Origin of the sequence: Massilia sp. NP310, assembly GCF_019443485.1 — a bacterium.
Classification (GTDB): Bacteria; Pseudomonadota; Gammaproteobacteria; order Burkholderiales; family Burkholderiaceae_D; genus Telluria; species Telluria timonae.
On record NZ_CP080379.1, the window covers coordinates 2,249,126 to 2,264,697 of the forward strand.

The following is a 15,572-nucleotide window of genomic DNA, read 5'->3' on the forward strand; positions in this document are numbered from 1 at the left end:
TGCTCCCCGCGCGTTCATCGCGGCGCCGCAACATCATTGCTGCGCTCCCTGGGCCGGACGGCCTGTACCCTGACCACGACCCTGGCCCTGGCCCTGCCCCTGGCCGCGCGCGCCGGCGCCGGCCGGACGATCGCCCGGCAACACCACGCTGGCGCCGTCGCGCAGGCGGTCGGCGCCTTCGGTGATCACCTGCTCGCCCACCTTCAGGCCGCTGGCGATCTGCACCTTGTCCACGGTCGCCTGGCCGCGCTGGACGATGCGCAGCGCCACGGTGCGCGCTTCCGGATTCAGGACATACACGAAGTCGCCGTTGGCGCCATGGCGCAGCGCCGTCACCGGCACCACCACCGCGTCGCGCAGGGTGTCGACGGTCAGGCGCAGGTTGACGAACTGGCTCGGGAACAGCTTGTTGTCGCCATTGGCGAAGCGCGCCTTGGCGCGCACGGTGCCGGTCTGGGTGTCGACCTGGTTGTCGAGCGCGATGAAGCTGCCGGTGGCCAGCGCCTCGGTGCGGGTGCGGTCCAGCGCGGTGGCCGGCAGCTTCGCGTCCTGCGCGATGCGTCCCTGCAGCGTCGGCAGGTGGTCTTGCGGCACGGCGAATTCGACGTCGATCGGCGACAGCTGGGTGATGACGGCGATGCCGGTCGCATCGCCGCTGCCGACCAGGTTGCCCACGTCGACCGTGCGCAGGCCGACGCGGCCGCTGATCGGGGCGCGCACCGTCGCATAATCCAGGTTCAGCTGGGCCGTGCCTTCGGACGCCTTGTCGGTCATCACCGTGCCTTCGAGCTGCTTGACCAGCGCGGCCTGGGTATCGACTTCCTGGCGCGCGATCGAATCCTGCTCGAGCAGGGTGCGGTAGCGCGACAGCATCAGGCGCGCGCTCTCCAACTGGGCTTCGTCGCGCTGGCGCTGGCCGCGCGCCTGCAGCAAGGCCATCTCGAACGGGCGCGGGTCGATCGTCGCCAGCACCTGCCCCTGCTTGACCAGCTGGCCTTCGGTGAAATGGATCTTCTGGACCACGCCCGAGACTTGCGGACGCACGGTGGCGGTCGCCGCGGCGACCACGGTGCCGAGCGCGTCCAGGGTCACCGGCAGGTCGGCCTGCTGGGCGGTCGCCACGCCGACCGTGGTGGCCGGGCCGCCCCGTCCACCCGGACCGCGCCCGCCGCCCGGGCCGCCGGGGCCGCCGGCCGCCATCCCCGGCCCGCCCGCGCCACCGGGGCCGCCCGCCGGCTGGTGGGTGAGCCACCAGGCGAGGCCGCCCAGCGCCACCATCGACAGCACGGCGATCACCCCGCCGATGAGGCGGGCGCGCCGGGTGCGGGCGGGACGGTCGGTGATTGGATGGGGCGGGAGATGCTGGTCCATGCTTGTCCTTGTTCTATAGATTTGATACTTGCGCAATACGGGTCACAATGACTTTAGCATGGCCGTTTCACTCACAATGTTTCGTAACGTACATTGCTCTTCCACTGAAACCGTGCGTTTCCACCCGCCTTAACGCCGATTTACACAGTTCGCCCCTATTTAGGCGACGTAAACCAAAAACGGGCGCGAGATTCCGCTCGCGCCCGCCGAAACACTGTATTAATCAGTTACAAACTGCTTACAAGACGCTCACCAATTGCCGCAGAAGCAATGGGCCACCGCCGCGAACGGCTTGCGCTCCTGCGTCAGTTCGGACAGGAAGGCCATGTCTTGCGCCACCTGGCCGACCGGGCCCGCCGGAATCGCCTGTTCGACCAAACCCAGCTTGACCTGGATCGTCATCGCCTGCGCCGCCGAGGCGCCGGCCATCTGCAGGAAGCGCTCCACGCGCGTGACCGGACGCTCGACGTAGACCACGCGGTAATCCTTGGCCAGCTTGGCGCGGCCGGCGGCCGAGGCCAGGGCGTCGTTGTAGCTGCCCAGGCGGTCGACCAGGCCGCGCTCCTTGGCCTGGGCGCCGGTCCAGACGCGGCCCTGCCCCACTTCGTCGATCTTCGCCTGGGTGGTCTTGCGCGCCGCCGCCGCCTTGCTGGTGAAGTCGGCATACACGTTGTTGATGCTCTGCTGGACCAGCTTCTCGAAACGCGGGTCGAGCGGACGCAGCGGATTGTAGGCATCGGCCAGCCAGGTGGTGGTCACGCCCTCGGTGCGCACGCCCAGCTTGTCGGCCACCTTGTCGGCGGTCGGCAGCAGCGCGAACACGCCGATCGAGCCGGTGATGGTGGCCGGGTCGGCGATGACTTCGTCGGACGCCATCGAGATCCAGTAGCCGCCCGACGCCGCCACGCTGCCCATCGACACCACCACCGGCTTGCCGGCGGCGCGCGTCAGCTCCAGCTCGCGCCGGATCAACTCGGAACCATAGGCGCTGCCGCCGGGAGAATCGACGCGCAGGACCAGGGCCTTGATCGAATCGTCTTCGCGCGCCTGGCGGATCAGGTTGGCCGTGGCGCGGCCGCCGATCACGCCGGGGCCGCCGGCGCCGTCGGTGATGGTGCCGGCGGCCACGATCACGCCGACCGCGTCGCCGAAGGCTTTCTGCGGATGGCGCGCCAGGTATTCATAGAAGCTGATCTGGCGGAACGACTTGATGTCTTCTTCGTAGACGCCGCGCTTGACCATCAGCGCGCGCAGCTCGTCGCGGGTCTTGAGGCCGTCGACCAGCTTGGCCTGCAGGGCGACCCTGGCGGCGCTGCCGCCGGCCGCTTCCATGCGCTCGGGCAGCGTGTCGATCATGCTGGCCAGCGCTCCGTCGGGCAGCTTGCGGTTCTTTTCGACCAGGCCGGTGTAGCCGGCCCACATCGCGTTGTACAGGTAGGCGTCGGCCTCGCGCGCGGCGTCCGACGGGCCGTTGGCGATATACGGCTCGGCCGCGCTCTTGTAGGTGCCGACCTTGACCAGGTTGACCGTCACGCCGACCTTGTCGAGCGCGTCGCGGTAGTAGTTGCGGCGTCCGCCGAAGCCCTCGATCAGCACCATGCCCATCGGGTGCACGTAGACTTCGTTGGCGTGCGAAGCGACCAGGTAGCGCTTCTGGTCGTACTGGCCGCTCCAGGCCACGACCGTCTTGCCGGCCTTCTTGACGCGCTCCACCGCAGCGCCGAACTCGCGCAGCATGGCCATGCCGCCGCCGTTCATCTCGTCCAGCAGCAGCACCACGCTGGTGATGTTGGGGTCGCGCGCGGCGTTGTCGAGCACCTGGGTCACGTCGCGCAGGCGCACGGTGCGCTTGCTGTCGCCGCCCACGTTGTCGAGCACCGTGTCGCGCAAGGTGGTCTCGTACTGCTCGACCAGGTCGCCCTTCACCTCGACCACCAGCGCCGTTTTCTCGGACAGCGGCTTGACGCCGCCGCCGAAGAACATCGCGACGATCAGGACGAGGATCAGCAGGAACAGCAGGTTGAAGAAGGTGCGGCGGGTCACGTCGAGCGCGGTCCACAGGAACACGAACCCGCGCCGCAACGCGCTCAGGGGCTTGAAGGCCATCGAAACTCCAGTCTAGGTCAAGGAAGCGGTCGGGCGACCTGCCCGTCCCCGGCGACGCCAGGGACGCGATGCGAGATCGCATACAAGCCGGCAAACACCAGTATGCCGTTAATCAACAGTAATTCCAGCCCGAGGCGGTAAGCGCCGAGCAGATAAGCCTGATTGTACTCAAGGATCGCGCACAGGACGGGCGCGCCGATCGTTACCAGCGGGACCAGGCGGTCGTTCGGCATGCGCGCGGTCAGCATGCCGAAGGCGAACAGGCCGAGCAAGGGGCCGTAGGTATAGGCCGCCAGCTTGAGGATCACGCCGATCATGCTCGGGTTGTCGGCCGCCTTGAAGCCTAGCACCAGCAGCAGGAACAGGAAGGCGAAGCCCAGGTGCACGCGGCGGCGCAGGCTTTCGGCCTGGGCCTGGGTCAGGTCGGTGCGGCGCTTGATGCCGAGCAGGTCGATGCAGGTCGACGAGGTCAGCGCCGTGATGGCGCCGTCGGCGCTCGGGAACAGGGCCGAGATCAGGGCGATCAGGAAGATGATCTGCAAGGCCGCCGGCAGGTGGCCCATCACCACCGCCGGGAAGATCTTGTCGCCCGTGGCGGTCACGCCCACCAGCGGCGCATACAGGTACAGCAGGCCGCCCAGGAACACGAAGGACAGCAGCACCACGACCAGCACCGCGGTCAGGGTCAGCATGTTCTTTTGCGAATCCTTCAGGGCCTTGACCGAGATGGTCTTCTGCATCATTTCCTGGTCCATGCCGGTCATGGTGATCGTGATCAGGGCGCCGGCGATGATCTGCTTGAGCCAGAAATTGGGGCTGTCGACGTCATGCGTGAAGACGTTGGCCAGGCCCTGCGACTGCATCTGGTTCAGGCTTTCCGGGATCGACATGTTCAGTTCGCCCAGCAGGATCCAGACGCACGCGAACAGGCCGAACAGCATGCAGCTGGTCTGCAGGGTGTCGGTCCAGACGATGGTCTTCACCCCGCCCTGGTAGGTATACAGCAGGATCATGCCCAGCACGACCAGGGTGCTGAGCCAGAACGGCACGCCCAGGCTGTCGAGGATGATCGCCTGCAGGATGTTCACCACCAGGTACAGGCGCGCGGTGGCGCCCAGCAGGCGCGAGACGATGAAGAAGCCGGCGCCGCTCTGGTAGGCGCGTCGCCCCAGGCGCACGTCGAGGTAGTGATAGATCGAAGTCAGCTGCAGGCGGTAGTACAGCGGCAGCAGCACGTAGGCCACGGCGATGTAGCCGATCACGTAGCCGATCACGATCTGGGCATAGCCGAAGCCGTCGACGCCGACCGCGCCCGGCACGCTCACGAACGTGACGCCGGACAGGGTGGTGCCGACCATGCCGAAGGCGACCAGCATCCAGTTGCTGCTCTTGTTACCGATGAAGAAGCTGTCGTTGTTGGCGCCTTTCGAGGTGGCCCAGGCGACGCCGAGCAGCAATGCGAAATAAGCGATGAGGATGCAGAAGAGGAGTAGCGGGGACATGGGATGCCGAGGTTGACGTTTCGCTCAGCAATATACACCCTGCGCCGCGCTGGCCCAAGGGCCGGCGCTCAGGCACGCCATCGATCCGCCGCTCAGATTTCTTCGCCGCGCACCCGCGTGAAGGGGCCGATGCAGGCCTCGATCGAGGCTTCGGCGCACAGCAGGAACAGCGTGCCGGACGGATGGAAGCGCACGAAATGGGTGGCGTTGGCGCCCGGCTTCATGACGTTGCCGGAGCAATCGGGCTTGCCGTTGTCCTTGGTGACGCGGTCGGTCAGGCGATAGAAGCCGTCGGGATCGGGCTCGTTGGGGATCGTGTAGACGCTCTCGGAAATCTCGGCGGCGCTGGTGACCAGCGTGGTGCCGTCGGCGCGGAAGCGGTAGGTTTCGAGGCAGTGGGTAGCGGGCACCGCGAGGCGCCAGATGCCGAGGATCGGATGGTCGGCGGCCGGGCCCTTCTGCGCCAGCGCCGGCGGGCAGGCGCCCAGCAGGGACAACAGCAACAGGCTGGCAACTGTGCGCATGGCGGGCTCCTTCGCGGCCGGATGGCGCCTGCCCGGGGCCGGACAGGCGATGCCATTATTGCATCGGCGCGGCGGGGATGGCGCACGCGCCATCCCTCCCCTTCGACGGATCAGCCGTTCTCGGCGCCGGTCTTCGGCTTGGCCGGGCGGCGCGCGCGCGGCGCTGCCTTGCGCGCCGGCGCCTTGTGGGCCGGACGGGCCGTTTTCTTGCGCGCCGGCTTGGCGTCGTCCTGGGTTTCGTCGCGGGTCTCTTCCGACACCGGCTCGGCTTCCGGCTGTGCGGCATCGGCCTTGGCTTCGGCTTCGGCCGCTGCCGGCACGGCGGCGGCCTCCTCGGCCACGACCGCCAGCGCGGCCTGTTCCGCCAGCTTCTTGGCGGACGGCTTGCGCGGCGTGCGGCGGCGTTCCTTGACCGGGGCCGCTTCGGCCGGCGCAGCTTCGGCCGGCGCTGCGTCCTGGGCGGCGGGCGCTTCCGGCTCGCTCACGAACAGCGTCGGCTGCGAGGCGGGCTGCCCGAGGGCCTCGGCGTCGGTCACGACCGGTTCCAGCAGGGCCGGGATCGGCGCCGAGGTCGGCGCCGCTTCGGCGCGACCACCCTTGCGGCCACCGCGGCCACGGCCCCGGCGGGTGTCGGGCTTGGCCGCTTCTTCGGCCACGCCTTCGACCGGGGCGATGGCATCGACCAGGTCCTGGACCACGGCGTCCGGCGCCTGGGCGACATCCTGCGCGGCAGTGTCGACGCTCGGGACCAGGGCCGGCGCGTTGGCGCTGCGGTAGACGTAGGTGCCCGACTTCTCGTCGCGGCCGAACTCGAACAGGCCGCGGGTCTGCGCTTCTTCGAGCAGGTTGCCGAAGGTGCGGAAGCCGTAATAGGTCTCGGAAAAGTCCGGACGGCGGCGCTTGAGGGTATCTTTCAGCAGCGAAGCCCAGATCTTGCCGGTGTCGCCGCGCTCGGATACCAGGGCGTCGAAGGTCTCGACCACCATGTCCAGCGCCTGCACCTTGCGCGCCTCGAGTTCTTCCTTGCGCTTGTCGTCGCTCGCATTGGGGCGCCGCGTCGACTGGCCCTTGCGCGCCTCCTGCTCTTCCTTGCGCTTGGCGGTGGCGCGGTTCTTTTCGCGCACCAGGTCGTCGTAGAAGATGAATTCGTCGCAGTTGGCCACCAGGAGGTCGGAGGTCGACTGCTTGACGCCGACGCCGATCACCTGCTTGGCGTTCTCGCGCAGCTTGGAGACCAGCGGCGAAAAGTCGGAGTCGCCGCTGATGATGACGAAGGTATTGACGTGCGACTTGGTGTAGCACAGGTCGAGGGCGTCGACCACCAGGCGGATGTCGGCCGAATTCTTGCCCGACTGGCGCACGTGCGGGATCTCGATCAGCTCGAAGTTCGCCTCGTGCATGGCCGCCTTGAAGCCCTTGTAGCGGTCCCAGTCGCAGTAGGACTTCTTGACCACGATGCTGCCCTTGAGCAGCAGGCGCTCCAGCACCGGCTTGATGTCGAATTTCTCGTAGTTGGCGTCGCGCACGCCCAGTGCGACGTTTTCGAAGTCGCAGAACACCGCCATGCTGATGTTGTCGGAAGATGAGGCCATGAGTTGTTGTTTTCTGGTAATAAGTGGACAAGCTAACGGCGATTATACGCAACCGCCGGGGCTTTTCACCGTCCCGCTTGCTCACATGCCCGCGCGCATTGGCGCGCCACCGTTTCCATGCCGGCATCCGGCGACGTTCCGACTTGTTTCATTCGACGAAGCAAGGCATTTACCAATCGTGCATACAAGAAGCGTGACCGCTTCAATTGTACGTTTAACACGCCCGCTTCTGCCCTATAATTCCGGCTCCTTCAACCGGTTTTCGGGCGACGATGCTCTCTGCCACCCTGTTCGAGTCAGCCTTCAACAGCTCGCCCTTCGGGCACTACCTGCTGTCGCCCACGGCTGACGCGATCATCCTCGCCGTCAACGATGCCTTCCTCAAGGCCTCGTCGCGCACCCGCGAGGAACTGCTCGGGGTCAGCCTGTTCACGGCCTTTCCCGGCAACCCCGACGATCCGGAAGATACCGGCGAAGCCGACCTGCGCGCCTCGCTCGCCAAGGTGCGCGCGACCGGCCTGCCCGACACCCTGCCGGCGGTGCGCTATCCGATTCCCGTGGTGCTGCCCGATGGCCGGACGGTGTTCGAGGAACGCTTCTGGACCTCGACCAGCACGCCGATCTTCGGCCCCGGCGGCGAACTGACCTGCATTTCGCACAGCAATAACGACGTCACCGCCCAGGTGCGCTCGGAGGCGGCCGTGCGCGAAAGCGAGAAGCGCTTCCGCGCGCTGACCAATGCGACGGCCGAAGTCATCTATCGCATGAATCCCGACTGGACCCAGCTGCGCCATCTCGAAGGCCGCGGCTTCCTGAAGGACACGGACGACGCCAACGGCCTCTGGCTCGAAGAATATGTCCCGCCCGAGGACCAGGGCCGGCTGCACCAGGAGATCGCGCGCGCCATCCGCGACCGCTCGGTGTTCGAGCTCGAGCACCGGGTGCGGCGCGCCGACGGCAGCAGCGGCTGGACCCTGTCGCGCGCGGTGCCGATGTTCGACACCGCCGGCGAGGTCTACGAATGGATCGGGGCCGCCAGCGACATCACCGAGCGCAAGGCGGCCGAAGAAAAGCTGCGCGAGGCCGACCGCCGCAAGGATGAATTCCTGGCCATGCTGGCGCACGAGCTGAGAAATCCCCTGGCGCCGATCGGCGCCGCGGCCGAGCTGCTGCAGCGCATGAAGCTGGACGAAACGATGATCAAGCGCACCAGCCAGATCATCGGGCGCCAGGTCGGCCACATGACGGCGCTGATCGAAGACTTGCTGGACGTCTCGCGCGTCACGCGCGGCCTGGTGCAACTCGACAGCGAGCCGCTCGACGTCGGCGCCGTGCTGCACGAGGCGGTGGAACAGGTCATGCCGCTGATCCAGGCGCGCCGCCACGACCTGGCGTTGCGCCTGCCGCCGCCGGGCACGCTGGTCGCGGGCGACCGCAAGCGCCTGGTGCAGGTGGTCGCCAATCTTCTCAACAACGCCGCCAAATACACGCCTGAAGACGGACGCCTCGAGGTCGCATCGTTCATCGACGCCGAACGGCGCCTGTGCATCGACGTCGTCGACAACGGCATCGGCATGGCGCCCGAGCTGGCGGCGCGCGCCTTCGAACTGTTCGCCCAGGCCGAGCGCTCGTCCGACCGCTCCTCGGGCGGCCTGGGGCTGGGCCTGGCGCTGGTGAAAAGCCTGGTCGATCTGCATGGCGGCGCGGTCGCCTGCGACAGCGCCGGCCCGGGCCGCGGCAGCCGGTTCTCGGTCTGCCTGCCGCTGCTCGAACGCCAAAGCGACGCCGCCGCCCCGCCCTGCGACGAACCGCGCAGCGCCGCGCCACCGGGCTCGCTGCGCGTGATGGTCGTGGACGACAACGTCGATGCGGCCGTCACCCTGTCGATGCTGCTGGAGTCGGGTGGGCACCAGGTCGCGGTGGAGCACGATGCGCTGCGAGCGCTGGAATGCGCGCAGCAGTTCAGTCCCCAGGTCTGCCTGCTCGACATCGGCCTGCCCGGCATCGACGGGCTCGAACTCGCGCGGCGCCTGCGCGCGCTGCCGCAAGCGGCCAACGCGCTGCTGGTCGCGGTCACCGGCTACGGCCAGGCGCGCGACCGCGACCAGATCCTCGGCGCCGGCTTCGACCACCACCTGGTCAAGCCGATCGACACCGGGCGCCTGTACGCGCTGCTGGAAGGCGTGGCCGCGCCGGCCGCTTGAGCGCCGCGCGGCCTTCCCCGATCGGCGCCGTGAGGCGATAATGCCGCGCATTTCAATCGGCAATCATTCGACCATCTCATCATGCAAGCACACAAAGCCCATTACCTGCAGCTGCGTCCCCACGACGCCCTGCCCGACCTCAAGCATCTGGCGCCGTTCATGGCCGTGGTCGTGATCGACGACGACAGCGACGAGATGTGGCGCTGGGACGTCGCACGCTGGCTGGTCGATTCCGGCTGCCGCTACATGCTGGCCTGGGGCAAGGAATGCGCGAGCTGGAACGAGGCGGTCGAGGATGCCGCCCTGGAAGCGTTCGACTACGAAGACGTCGCGCCGGAACAATCCGTGCTGACGACGGCGCACGAGGATGAGGACCTGGACGAAGTGTTCTGGTTCGCGCGCCACCGCGCCAGCCACCCGGCGCTGCGCTTTTCCACCGCGGTGATCCTGCACGTGGCCATGCGCGGCCGGCCCGACGAACTGCTGGCGCAGTTCGCCGACGCCTGAAGCTACACCCGCGCCAGCGTTTCCGGGTCGGCCTCGCCGTCGAAATACTTGTCGATGCAGGCCTGGAACACGGCTTCGTCGGGCGCCACGTCGGCGAACAGGGTCATCGACGAGCGGAATTTCAGCTCGTCCGGATGGCCGAAAATCTCGTGCGCAGTCGGCCCGTCGAGCGCGGCGACGATGCCGGCGCATTCGCGCAGGCGCCGGCCCAGCACCGGATGGGCCAGGTAAGCCGCCGCCTCGTCCTCGGAGCCGATGGCATAGCGCTGCGCCATCTCGCTGCTGCCCAGCCCCTTGAACTGCGGAAAAACGAACCACATCCAGTGGCTGCGCTTGTGCCCTGCCCGCAATTCGGCCAGCACATTGGCGTAGACCGGCTCCTGCGCCTCGACGAAGCGCGTCAGGTTGAAGTCATCCATGATGTTTCCCTCCCCTCGTCACCGAAATGCTACAACGCCGTCGTTGTTTGCTAAAGTGCCGCACGATGAACGCCGAACACCTCTCCCTCCTCCTCGTGCGCGAAATGCCCTACGGGAAATATAAAGGCCGCAAACTGGCCGACCTGCCGGGCCATTACCTGGGCTGGTTCGCGCGCGAAGGTTTTCCACGCGGCGAGCTCGGCCAATTACTGGCCCTGATGGTCGAACTCGACCACAATGATTTGCGCGGCCTGCTCGATCCGCTGCGTGGACCGTCGACTAGGTGATACCCTCTAGCAATACACACGCCAATATCCTCCTGGGCATCGGTATAATCGAACATTCAACGAAGAATCCGCCATGCTCAACGAACACGCTCCCGCGCCCCTGGTGCTGGTGGTCGAGGACGACGACCACATTGCCCAGGTATTGCGCTTCATGCTCGAACGCCAGGGTTACCGCGTCCTGCACCTGGCCGACGGCCGCGCCGCGAGCGAGTACGTGGCCGCCAGTCCGGAAATTCCCGACCTGGTGCTGATGGACGTGATGCTGCCCCATCTCGACGGCTTCGAGATCGTCGCCCTGGCCCGTGCGCGCGCCGAGTGGGCGGCGGTGCCCATCCTCATGCTGACCGCCAAGAACACCGAGCGCGACACCGTGCGCGCGCTCGACGCCGGCGCCAACGACTTCGTTAGCAAGCCGTTCCAGCCCAACGAATTGCTGGCGCGCGTGCGGCGCCTGCTGTTGCCGGCCGCCTGAGTATCCCTAAGCGGGCGCTGCGAATCGTCCGGCTCGCTTACACTCGGGGCATGTCGCGCTCCATTTTCCTGCTTCCGCTTCTGCTGTCATCGCTGTCCTTGCCGGCCCAGGCCGCCACCTTGCTGCTGTGCCCCGGCGCTCCGCTCGCCTCGCCCGGCGCCGTGACCGAGGACTACACCACCGCCATGGGCGCCCGCATGCGCGCCATCGTCACCGAAGCGCCGGGCAAGCCCGATCCCGGCTGCCGCGCCGTGCCGCTCAAGGTGGCCGCCAGCGGCGTCCAGGCGCTGCACTTCCTGCCATTGGACGCGGCGCCGGGCGAGACGATCCTGCTGCGCGGCGAACAAAGCGGCAAGGAGTTCACCGTCACCGGCCACACGCTGGGCGCGCCGCCGCCCCTGCCCGCCTCGCAGCCGGGCCTGGCCACGCAAGCCCCGCTCGACGCCGCCGACGTGCGCCGCCGCGCGCCGCGCGCCACCTGGGCCTGGAGCCCGAACGCCTGGCGCGAACGCGCCGACGCCATGCTCGACTGGGCCGCGGAGCAAGGCATGGGCGAATTGTTCATCAACGTGCCGGTGCGCGCCGGCACGGTCGCCGAGCCGCAGGCATTGGCGGCCTTCGTGCGCCAGGCGGACAGCCGCGGCATCGCGGTGACCGCCTTCGAGGTTGGGCCGGACCTGATCCTGCCGACCGCGCGCGCCGACGCCGTCGGCCGCATGCGCGCCTATGCCGCCTATAACGCGCAGGCCGGCGCGCGCGCGCGCCTGAAGGGCGTCCAGTTCGACGTCCAGCCCCAACTGCTCGATCCCGACAAGCTGCCGAAGGCGGCGCGCGACAACCATTACCTCGACCTGCTGGCCGCGCTGCGCGGGGCCGCCGGCACGATGCGGCTCGAGGCCGTGGCGCCGGCCGCCTGGAGCGGCGAGGACGCGCTGCTGCGCGGCCTGGCGCGCCATGTGGATGCGCTGACGGTGCGCACCTACCGCACCGACCCCGATGAGATACGGCGCCATGCGGCGCCCTTCCTGGACTGGGGTGTCCAGCACGGCAAGCGGGTGCGCATCGCGCTCGAGGCCGGACCGGCCGGCGCCGGCGTGGAACGCCAATACCGGCGCCTGGGGCCGGGCGCCAAAGGCGACCTCTTGATGTTCGACCTCGACGGCCAGAAGGTGCTGATGCTGCTGCAGGTGCCCGCGGCCCAGGACGAGGCGCAGGCCTACGCGCTGGCCGACCGGCGCGAGATCGCCGGCTCGGCCACCACCTTCCACTTCGACAAGCCCGCGCTGATGCGCCTGCTGCCGCGGCTTGAACAGTCCTTTGGCGCGTGGAAGAGCTTCGGCGGGATGGCGGTGCACGCGCTGCGCTAGCGCGCTCGCGCGCCAGTCACCCCAGCGGCAACTCCACCGTAAACCGCGTCCCCAGCCTGGCCCGGGTCTCGAAGCCGATCGTGCCGCCGTGCTCCTCGACGATCGCCTTGCTGATGCTCAGCCCCAGCCCGGTGCCGCCGCGCTGGCGCGTGTCGTGGGCGTCGGCCTGGGCGAAGCGTTCGAACACGCGCGCCTGGAACGCGGGCGGGATGCCCGGCCCCTCGTCGGTCACGCTCAGGCGCGCCCAGCCCGGCCGCTGCGCCAGGCCCACCGTCACCGTCTGGCCGGACGGCGTGAACTTGATCGCGTTCGACAGCAGGTTGCTCAGCACCTGCACCAGGCGGTCATGGTCGATCGCGGCCTGTACCCCTTCGGCGCCCGGCGGCAGGTCGAGCCGCAGCGTCACGCCGGCCTGGCGCGCCTGGCCCTCCATCGCCTCGGTCGCGTGCCGCAGCACCGGCGCCAGCGGCTGCACGCTGCGCCGGTATTCCATCTGGCCCGCCTCGATCTTCTGGATGTCGAGCAGGTCGTTCACCATCCGCATCAGGCGGTCGCAGCTCTGGCTGGCGATGTGCAGCAGCTTGGCCACGTCCGGCGGCAATTCGCCGGCCATGCCGGTGTCGAGCAGCGACAGCGAGGCGTGGATCGAGGTGAGCGGCGTGCGCAGCTCGTGCGAGACGGTGGACACGAATTCGCTTTTCATGCGCTCGACCTTCTTGCGCTCGGAGATGTCGTGCAGGAAGATGCTGAAGAAGGCATCCGCGCCCTCGCCCGCCAGCGCCACCGTGGTCTCGACCGTGAATTCCGCGCCCTGGCGGTTGACCACGATCCGCTCCAGGCGCCGGTCATACGAAAACGCCGCGCCCTGGTGGAAGCCGCGCAGCGCCTTGGCGATGCTGGCGCGGTAGCGCTCCGGCAGGATCATCTCGGCCAGCGGCCAGCCGACCGCCTCGTGGCGGCTCCAGCCGAACATGCGCTCGGCGGCCGGATTCCAGTCCAGGATCATGCCGCGCTGGTCGGCCGCGATGAAGGCGTCCTGCGCCGCCCCGACGATGGTGGCCATGCGCTGCTCGCTGGCGCGCACCGAGGCCAGCGCGCGTTCCAGTTCCAGGGTGCGCTGCTCGACCCGCTGTTCGAGGGTGTCGTTCAGCGCCTGCAGCTCGGCGCGCCGCTGCACCAGCGCCGTCACCAGCGCATTGAGCGCGCCGGAGAGCTGGCGCACTTCGGTATACCCGCGCCGCGCCGGCACCAGCTCCTGGCTGTCGCCGCGGCGCAGGCGGTCGGCCGACGCGGCCAGGGCCTGCAAGGGACGCGTGATGCGGCGCGCCAGCAGCAGGCCGGCCAGCGAGAACAGCAGCGCCAGCGCGGCGCCGCTCCACAAGGCGCGTGCACGCAGCTCGCGCACCGGGCGATAGGCGTCCTCGAGGTCCTGGCGCACCAGCACGTGCCAGCCCAGGCCCGGGTAGTCGCCCACCGCGCGCGTGGCGGCGTAGCCGACCAGATAGTCGCGCCCGTCGTCCCAGCGCTCGGCCGCGTAGCCGGTGCGTCCCTGGCGCGCCTCGCCCAGGCTGGCCAGGTCGACCCTGGTGTCCTGCAGGCCTTCGGGGCCCAGCAGCACCACGCCTTCGGCGCTGACGATCAGGGCCTGCACCCGGTTTCGCGCCTGCACCGGGGCGATGATCGAGCGTTCGACGTCGCGCGCCCACTCCCACGACAGGTGGGTGCCCAGCACGCCGGCCGGCTTGCCGTTCGCGTCCAGCCAGGGAAAGGCGACGTCCACGAAGCGGCGCGGCTCGCCTTCCTGCACCGGCAGCAGCTTGGCCAGCAGCACCGCCTCGTGCACGTCGCCGACGTAGGTGCCCTTCAGGGCATTGATGAACCACGGCCGCTTGGCCACGTTCTTCCCTTCCAGCAGGCCGCGCGCCTCGACCAGGACCGTGCCGTCCAGCGCGGCCATGCCGATCCATTCGTAGTAGCCGTAGGTCGACTGCATGTCGCCCAGGATGCGGCGCCGTTCGGCATGCGAGGTGCCGGGCGCCATCAGGTCGCTGCGGCGCGCCATCAGCCGCACCTCGCGATAGCGCTCGTACATGCCGCGATCGAGCTTGTCGGCGGTCTGCATTGCCATCTCGCCCAGCCCGCTGCCGATGCTGCTCTTGACCTGGTCGGTGGCGGCGCGCTCGACCACCTCGACCAGCAGCAGGGTCAGGACCACGGTCAGCGCCGAGAACGCGAGCGCGAGCCAGGCGCCGAGGCCGCGCGGGCTCAAGCGATGCAGGAAAGGTCGGGAATGCGGCATGGAGGCACCTGGGACTATCGTTAATACGGAGCGTACCACGGTGACAATGGTGCTTGGCAATACGAAACTTGGTCATCCGCGCAGCTCGACCGTTCGCCAAGCGCTCTCCGCCTCCTGGCGCAGACGCCGCCCGGGGCCGGCGAAAAGCGGGTGATTCCGCACGGCCATGCCCGATTTCCGGTAAACTTGACGGCTATAAGTACATCGATTGGAAACACCGTCATGCAAGCCACCGCCGCCCTCACCCCGCCTTCCCTGCTGGACTATGCCACCTCGTGCGCGCTGCCGACGCCGTGGGCCCAGTTCACGCTGCACGCCTGGGTCGAGCCGGCCACCGGCAAGGAACACCTGGCGATGGCTCTGGGCGACCTGTCGACCGGCGAGCCGGTGCTGGCGCGGGTGCACTCCGAATGCCTGACCGGCGACGTGATGTTCTCGCAGCGCTGCGACTGCGGCGCCCAGCTCGAAGGCGCGCTGCAGCGCATCGCCGAGGAAGGCCGCGGCATCCTGCTCTACCTGCGCCAGGAAGGCCGCGGCATCGGCCTGGTCAACAAGATCCGCGCCTACCGCCTGCAGGAAGCCGGCGCCGACACGGTCGAGGCCAACCTGCAGCTGGGCTTCCATGCCGACGCCCGCAACTACGAGCTGTGCCGGCCGATGCTGGAACAGTTCGGCATCAAGTCGGTGCGCCTGATGACCAACAACCCGCGCAAGATCGACGCCCTGAACCGCATCGGCGTCACGGTCGCCGAGCGCGTGCCGCTGCTGGTCAACCGCAATGCCTACAACAACAGCTACCTGAACACCAAGCAGGCCAAGCTGGGCCACATGATGGCGCCGCTGACCGCCGTCGAACAGGGCGAAAAGGCACTGGTCGAACCGGCCAATACCCCTGAATCGACGCCGACATTGCCGTAAACGT

General features: G+C 68.4%; 13 protein-coding genes. 6 read left to right on the forward strand and 7 right to left on the reverse strand.

The features are described from left to right. Positions 1-33: 33 nt before the first annotated feature. From KY496_RS09690 to KY496_RS09710, 5 genes are all read right to left on the reverse strand, one after another. Entirely contained in the window at positions 34-1,371 is a 1,338-nt protein-coding gene (locus KY496_RS09690; protein WP_219864609.1) for an efflux RND transporter periplasmic adaptor subunit, read from the reverse strand. Between the two features lie 249 nt (positions 1,372-1,620). Beyond that, positions 1,621-3,477: a signal peptide peptidase SppA gene (gene sppA / locus KY496_RS09695; protein ID WP_219864610.1), complete on the reverse strand. Its 1,857-nt coding sequence runs from the start codon at positions 3,475-3,477 to the stop codon at positions 1,621-1,623. Positions 3,478-3,494: 17 nt separating this feature from the next. Then, entirely contained in the window at positions 3,495-4,979 is a 1,485-nt protein-coding gene (locus KY496_RS09700) for a sodium:solute symporter (RefSeq protein ID WP_219864611.1), read from the reverse strand. Between the two features lie 92 nt (positions 4,980-5,071). Continuing rightward, positions 5,072-5,503 carry a hypothetical protein gene (locus tag KY496_RS09705; protein ID WP_005666503.1) on the reverse strand — a complete coding sequence of 144 codons (432 nt, stop codon included), beginning with the start codon at positions 5,501-5,503 and terminating at the stop codon, positions 5,072-5,074. A gap of 110 nt (positions 5,504-5,613) precedes the next feature. After that, the gene (locus tag KY496_RS09710) at positions 5,614-7,095 is read right to left on the reverse strand and encodes an NYN domain-containing protein (protein ID WP_219864612.1); all 1,482 of its coding nucleotides are present in this window, start codon (positions 7,093-7,095) and stop codon (positions 5,614-5,616) included. A gap of 272 nt (positions 7,096-7,367) precedes the next feature. On the opposite strand from KY496_RS09710, the gene KY496_RS09715 reads away from it, so the two are divergent. Together KY496_RS09715 and KY496_RS09720 are read left to right on the forward strand one after the other, a co-directional pair. Further along, entirely contained in the window at positions 7,368-9,299 is a 1,932-nt protein-coding gene (locus KY496_RS09715; protein ID WP_219864613.1) for an ATP-binding protein, read from the forward strand. Positions 9,300-9,380: 81 nt separating this feature from the next. Continuing rightward, a complete protein-coding gene (locus KY496_RS09720) occupies positions 9,381-9,806 on the forward strand; it encodes a hypothetical protein (protein ID WP_005666497.1) in 426 nt (141 codons plus the stop codon). Between the two features lie 2 nt (positions 9,807-9,808). Here the strand turns inward: KY496_RS09720 and KY496_RS09725 are convergent, their stop codons facing one another. Continuing rightward, entirely contained in the window at positions 9,809-10,225 is a 417-nt protein-coding gene (locus KY496_RS09725) for a DUF1810 domain-containing protein (protein ID WP_005666494.1), read from the reverse strand. A 65-nt stretch (positions 10,226-10,290) separates the two neighbouring features. Between KY496_RS09725 and KY496_RS09730 the strand changes: the two genes are divergently transcribed. The 3 genes from KY496_RS09730 (at position 10,291) to KY496_RS09740 (ending at position 12,351) form a co-directional block, all read left to right on the forward strand. Then, the gene (locus tag KY496_RS09730; protein WP_071362040.1) at positions 10,291-10,512 is read left to right on the forward strand and encodes a DUF3820 family protein; all 222 of its coding nucleotides are present in this window, start codon (positions 10,291-10,293) and stop codon (positions 10,510-10,512) included. A gap of 73 nt (positions 10,513-10,585) precedes the next feature. Then, a complete protein-coding gene (locus KY496_RS09735; protein WP_005666489.1) occupies positions 10,586-10,984 on the forward strand; it encodes a response regulator transcription factor in 399 nt (132 codons plus the stop codon). Between the two features lie 50 nt (positions 10,985-11,034). Continuing rightward, positions 11,035-12,351 carry a hypothetical protein gene (locus tag KY496_RS09740; RefSeq protein ID WP_005666488.1) on the forward strand — a complete coding sequence of 439 codons (1,317 nt, stop codon included), beginning with the start codon at positions 11,035-11,037 and terminating at the stop codon, positions 12,349-12,351. A 16-nt stretch (positions 12,352-12,367) separates the two neighbouring features. On the opposite strand, the gene KY496_RS09745 is transcribed toward KY496_RS09740, so the two are convergent. Next, on the reverse strand, positions 12,368-14,650 hold the full coding sequence (locus KY496_RS09745; protein ID WP_219864614.1) for an ATP-binding protein: 2,283 nt from the start codon (positions 14,648-14,650) through the stop codon (positions 12,368-12,370). A 222-nt stretch (positions 14,651-14,872) separates the two neighbouring features. On the opposite strand from KY496_RS09745, the gene ribA reads away from it, so the two are divergent. Then, positions 14,873-15,568, forward strand: a complete 696-nt coding sequence (ribA, locus tag KY496_RS09750; protein WP_005666484.1) for a GTP cyclohydrolase II — start codon at positions 14,873-14,875, stop codon at positions 15,566-15,568. The last annotated feature ends 4 nt before the right edge of the window (positions 15,569-15,572 follow it).

What these genes read in the sequence shown, in the direction of transcription:
- KY496_RS09740 (WP_005666488.1), top strand. Translation starts at nt 11,035, where the DNA reads ATGTCGCGCTCCATTTTCCTGCTTCCGCTTCTGCTGTCATCGCTGTCC.
- KY496_RS09690 (WP_219864609.1), bottom strand. Translation starts at nt 1,371, where the DNA reads ATGGACCAGCATCTCCCGCCCCATCCAATCACCGACCGTCCCGCCCGC.
- KY496_RS09745 (WP_219864614.1), bottom strand. Translation starts at nt 14,650, where the DNA reads ATGCCGCATTCCCGACCTTTCCTGCATCGCTTGAGCCCGCGCGGCCTC.
- KY496_RS09715 (WP_219864613.1), top strand. Translation starts at nt 7,368, where the DNA reads ATGCTCTCTGCCACCCTGTTCGAGTCAGCCTTCAACAGCTCGCCCTTC.
- ribA (WP_005666484.1), top strand. Translation starts at nt 14,873, where the DNA reads ATGCAAGCCACCGCCGCCCTCACCCCGCCTTCCCTGCTGGACTATGCC.
- KY496_RS09705 (WP_005666503.1), bottom strand. Translation starts at nt 5,503, where the DNA reads ATGCGCACAGTTGCCAGCCTGTTGCTGTTGTCCCTGCTGGGCGCCTGC.
- KY496_RS09730 (WP_071362040.1), top strand. Translation starts at nt 10,291, where the DNA reads ATGAACGCCGAACACCTCTCCCTCCTCCTCGTGCGCGAAATGCCCTAC.
- KY496_RS09700 (WP_219864611.1), bottom strand. Translation starts at nt 4,979, where the DNA reads ATGTCCCCGCTACTCCTCTTCTGCATCCTCATCGCTTATTTCGCATTG.
- KY496_RS09735 (WP_005666489.1), top strand. Translation starts at nt 10,586, where the DNA reads ATGCTCAACGAACACGCTCCCGCGCCCCTGGTGCTGGTGGTCGAGGAC.
- KY496_RS09720 (WP_005666497.1), top strand. Translation starts at nt 9,381, where the DNA reads ATGCAAGCACACAAAGCCCATTACCTGCAGCTGCGTCCCCACGACGCC.
- KY496_RS09725 (WP_005666494.1), bottom strand. Translation starts at nt 10,225, where the DNA reads ATGGATGACTTCAACCTGACGCGCTTCGTCGAGGCGCAGGAGCCGGTC.
- KY496_RS09710 (WP_219864612.1), bottom strand. Translation starts at nt 7,095, where the DNA reads ATGGCCTCATCTTCCGACAACATCAGCATGGCGGTGTTCTGCGACTTC.
- sppA (WP_219864610.1), bottom strand. Translation starts at nt 3,477, where the DNA reads ATGGCCTTCAAGCCCCTGAGCGCGTTGCGGCGCGGGTTCGTGTTCCTG.